Raw genomic sequence first — 4,446 nt, 5'->3', positions numbered from 1 at the left:
CGCCCCGCGATGGATGCGCTGCGTGCCGCGGTTGACGCCATGGAGCCTATTGTCGCAAGCGACTATTGGCCCGTTCCGACGTACGACGACATGCTTTTCTACTGCTAGTCTGGCCTTGCGGCTAGATTCATGGGCTCGTGTTCGCTGACGTTTATTCGGCAGACCTGTTAAATGCTCTGAGCGTTTAACAGGTCTGCGGGTGACGCATTGGCGCCAATGATAGAATGACAAGAAGCGAAAGGGGCCGCATGCCCCTTTCTTGTTGTGGCGATATTCGCGAGGTGACATATATGGGAATTCGTGCGGCGGCTGCCGTGGCTTTGGGCCGAGCGGCCCGATGGGGCGGCGAAACGTTCATGCATCGCTCGGCCGGTAATATTCCAGGCGCCATGGCGCTCAAGGTCGATCCTACGGTTTTGGTTGACCTGGCGAAAAAGATGAATCCCGTAGCCGTGATTTCGGGCACGAACGGCAAAACCACCACCACGAACCTCGTTGCCGATTGCTTGCAAACCGCGGGCGTGCCGCTGTATTGCAATCGCGAGGGAAACAACCTGCAGTCGGGCATCGTGACGTCGCTCATGCTCGCGCCCGATACGTCGAAGGTTGTCGACGCCGCGAGCGCCGCGCAGGCGCCCGTGGGCTGCTTCGAATGCGACGAGATGTACACCAAGTATGTGCTGCCTCGCCTTCGCCCGCATTATTTCATGCTGCTGAACCTGTTCCGCGACCAGCTCGACCGTTTTGGCGAAATCGACCGCATTCAGGCCACCATCGCCGAAGCGCTCGCGAAAACGCCTGAAACCACGTTCGTGTTCAACGGCGACGATCCGCTGTGCGCGGCCATTGCCGACCGCATTCCCAACAAATCGCTTGCGTTCGGCATCGCGAGTGACATGGGCCTTTCCGCCGACCGCATTTCCGATAGCCGCTTCTGCCAAAAGTGCGGCGGCGCCCTGGAATACGACTACGTGCACTACGGCCAGCTCGGCGCCTATCGTTGCCCCGATTGCGGATGGGCGCGTCCCGAGCTCGCTTTTGCGGCGACGAATGTGCGTCTGGAGGAAGACGGCTTCGTGTTCGATATCGATGGCCGCAGCGTGCATACGGGGCACACGGGCGCCTACATGGTGTACAACGTGCTTGCCGCCTATGCCATCTCGAAGCTGTCGGGCATCGTGTCTTTCGAAAGCTATCAGGCTGCCGTGCGCGAGTACCACCCGACGAACGGTCGCCTTCAAACGTTTGATTTGGGAGAGCGCAAGGTCATGACGAATCTCGCGAAGAATCCCACGGGCTTCAACCAAAACATTCGCATCGTGCTCAACGAGCGCGGTCGCGTGCTCGCGCTATTCGTGAATGACAACGACGCCGATGGTCACGACGTGTCGTGGTTTTGGGATATCGACTTCGAACGTTGGTCGCAGATCGAAGGCCTGCGCGCCTTTGTGGGCGGCACGCGCGCGAACGATATGCAGGTGCGCTTGAAGTATGCGGGCATCCAGGCCGAGATTGTCGAGAACGTGGCCGATGTGCTGGCTGCGACGGGCGCCGACGATGGCAAGGTGTACATCATCGCGAACTACACCGCGCTGCCGGCCGTTCGCCGCGAGCTCGAAGGCCTTGAAGCCGCCGCGAAGGGGGAGGAGTAAGCCATGGTCGATTCTTTGAAATGGGCCCACATGCCCTCGGTGCGCGACGATGTGAAGCCGCTTACCATCGTGCATTTGTTCCCCGAGCTTTTGAACCTTTACGGCGATGGCGGCAACGTGATTGCCCTTACGCGCCGTTTGCAGTGGCGCGGTTTGCCCGTCGAGGTGCGCGAGATTGGCATGGGCGACGCCATGGATTTCTCGCAAGCCGATATCGTGTTCATCGGCGGTGGCGCCGATCGAGAGCAAATGATCGTGAAAGACGCCATGGTCGCGCGAAAAAGCGAGCTTTCCGCCTATGTTGCCGATGGCGGCGTGCTGCTCGCGGTATGCGGCGGCTACCAATTCTTGGGTCATAGCTACGCCATGGACGATGTGGTGGTCGAAGGCCTTGGGGTCATCGATATGGAAACCGTGCGCGGCGAGGGCCGTCTTATCGGCAATGCCGCTATCCAAAGCGATATTTGCGATGCGCCGATTGTCGGGTTCGAAAACCACGGCGGACGCACGACGCTCGGCTCCGACGCAAAGCCGCTTGGCCGCGTGCTCGGCAAAACATTCGGCAACAATGGTGAAGACGGCTTTGAGGGCGTGCATCAGGGCAACCTTATTGGAACCTACCTGCATGGTCCTCTGTTGCCGAAAAACCCGCAGGTCGCCGACTACCTTATCGCGCGGGCCTTTGACCGTCGCGGCGACGTGCTCGAACTGGCTCCGCTCGACGATGCCGTTGAGCTTGAGGCAAATCGTGTGATGGCGAAACGTTTGGGCGTATAGCGACAAGCGTTGTTTGGCGAAACAATTGAAGAGAAGCGCCCGAAGCGCCCGAATTCGTTCGGGCGCTTATTCATAGATTCGAGTTTTCTTCGTAACATTCCTTTAACAGCCGCATAAACACCCACGATGCTATTATTCCTGATAACTGCGGTCCGCTTTTCGCCGCAAGCGGACTTTGCTCAAAACGGCCGTCAGGGGGCTTTCATGATTGATACGAAGCAATATGTCATCAAGCAAATCGAAGAGCGCAACATTCGCTTTTTGCGATTGTGGTTCACCGATATTTTCGGCAATCTGAAAAATGTCGCCATTACGCCTTCCGATATCGAAATCGCGTTTGAAGAAGGCATCGGCTTTGACGGCTCGTCTATCGACGGGCTTGCGAGCTTGCAAGATTCCGATATGCTCGTGCACCCCGATCCGTCGACTTTCCAGGTGTTGCCGTGGCGCCCGAGCGACGATGGCGTGGCGCGCATGTTCTGCGATTTGCGCACGCCCGACGGGGCGCCGGCTGCCGGCGACTCGCGCCATGTGCTCATGAATATGCTGAAGCGTGCAGGCGCGATGGGCTATTCGGTCAATATCGGCACGGCGGTCGAGTATTTCTGCTTCAAGAGCGATTCCGCGCCTGAGCCTATCGACAAGGGCGGCTATTTCGATTTGGCGCCGCTCGACAACGCGTCCGACCTTCGCCGCGAAACGGTGCTCACGCTCGAGAAGATGGGCATTCCCGTTGAGTACTCGCATCATGAAGCGGCTCCGGCGCAGCAGGAAATCGACTTGCGCTTCTGCGACGCGCTTTCCGCCGCCGATGCTGTGGTAACCGCGCGCCTTGTCATTAAAGAAACAGCCCATGCGCAGGGCGTGCATGCTTCGTTCATGCCGAAGCCTATCGAGGGCCAACCGGGAAGCGCGATGCATGTGCATCAGTCGCTGTTCGATGAGCGCGGCAACGCATTTGCCGATACGAACGACCCCGATGGCATGGGGCTTTCGTCGGTCGCCAAGAGCTATATCGCCGGTCTTTTGAAGTACGCGCCAGAATACATGCTGATCACTAACCAATATGTGAATTCCTACAAGCGCTTGGTGCCAGGCTTCGACGCTCCCGTGCTTGTGTCGTGGGGAAGCCGAAACCGTTCGGCCATGGTGCGCGTGCCTCGCTACAAGCCGAGCAAGCCCTCATCGACGCGCATTGCGGTGCGCAGCGTCGATTCGGCGGCGAATCCGTATTTGGCGTACGCTGCCATGCTTGGAGCGGGCCTCAAGGGCATCGAGGAAGGTCTCGATCTGTGCGCGCCGGTCGAAGAAAACCTGTTCAAGCTTTCTCAGGCTGAAATCGCCGAACGCGGCTTGAAATACTTGCCGCGCGACCTCTCCCAGGCGATTGACGAGTTCGAGAAATCGGAACTCATGCACGAGATTCTTGGCGATGTGATTTGCGAGAACCTCATTTCGGCCAAGCGCACCGAATGGGAGGAATATCGCGCGCACGTGAGCTCGTGGGAAATTGATCGTTATCTGGCAAGGCTGTAGGGGGGGCGCTATGCATTCCAAGACAATTCTTGTTTCGTGCGGCCGCACTATCACGCTCGAACGTGCGTCCGCGTTATTCTCTTCTATGGATGCCGACGTGCGTGCGCTGAAAGTGCCGCCTGCGCAGGCGCTTTCTTCCGGTCACGGTTTGGGCGTTGACTTGCTCGTGATTGACGATACCGATGGCGGGTGTGACATTTCCGCAATTGAAGCCGAGCTTGCTAGTGGCGGCGATTCCGCGCTGTTTTTGATGCTCGACGAATCGCGCATGAAGTCGGTGCGCCTGCCCGTGCGCGTGACGAGCGATTTTGCATGCAGTGGTGCGAGTGACGACGAGATCAAGCTTCGCTGCCGTCGCCTTTTGTGGCCGGGCGAAATGACGAGCGATGCCGACTTCATCCATATGGGCGCGCTCACGGTGAACTTGGCGACATATCAGGTGAAGGTCAATGGTGAGCCTATCGATTTGACGTTCATGGAA

The 4,446-nt window shown here is 58.5% G+C and carries 4 protein-coding genes; all 4 read left to right on the top strand.

The window, feature by feature from the left end; all coding sequences use genetic code 11:
• Nucleotides 1–248 precede the first annotated feature (248 nt).
• Nucleotides 249–1,652, top strand: a complete 1,404-nt coding sequence (locus ACWI8T_RS08405; protein ID WP_449138613.1) for a MurT ligase domain-containing protein — start codon at nt 249–251, stop codon at nt 1,650–1,652.
• Nucleotides 1,653–1,655: 3 nt separating this feature from the next.
• Nucleotides 1,656–2,429, top strand: coding sequence for a type 1 glutamine amidotransferase (locus tag ACWI8T_RS08400; RefSeq protein WP_449138612.1), 774 nt, complete (start codon nt 1,656–1,658; stop codon nt 2,427–2,429).
• A 204-nt stretch (nt 2,430–2,633) separates the two neighbouring features.
• Nucleotides 2,634–3,965 (top strand): glutamine synthetase family protein, encoded by a 1,332-nt coding sequence (locus tag ACWI8T_RS08395; RefSeq protein WP_449138611.1) that lies wholly within the window; start codon nt 2,634–2,636, stop codon nt 3,963–3,965.
• Nucleotides 3,966–3,975: 10 nt separating this feature from the next.
• Nucleotides 3,976–4,446: transcriptional regulator (locus tag ACWI8T_RS08390; protein WP_449138610.1), on the top strand; the 471-nt coding region annotated here is incomplete at its 3' end.

The sequence above is a fragment of the Slackia sp. genome (assembly GCF_977041755.1).
The sequence above is the reverse complement of the archived record's forward strand: the minus strand, read 5'-3'. Positions and strand labels throughout refer to the sequence as shown.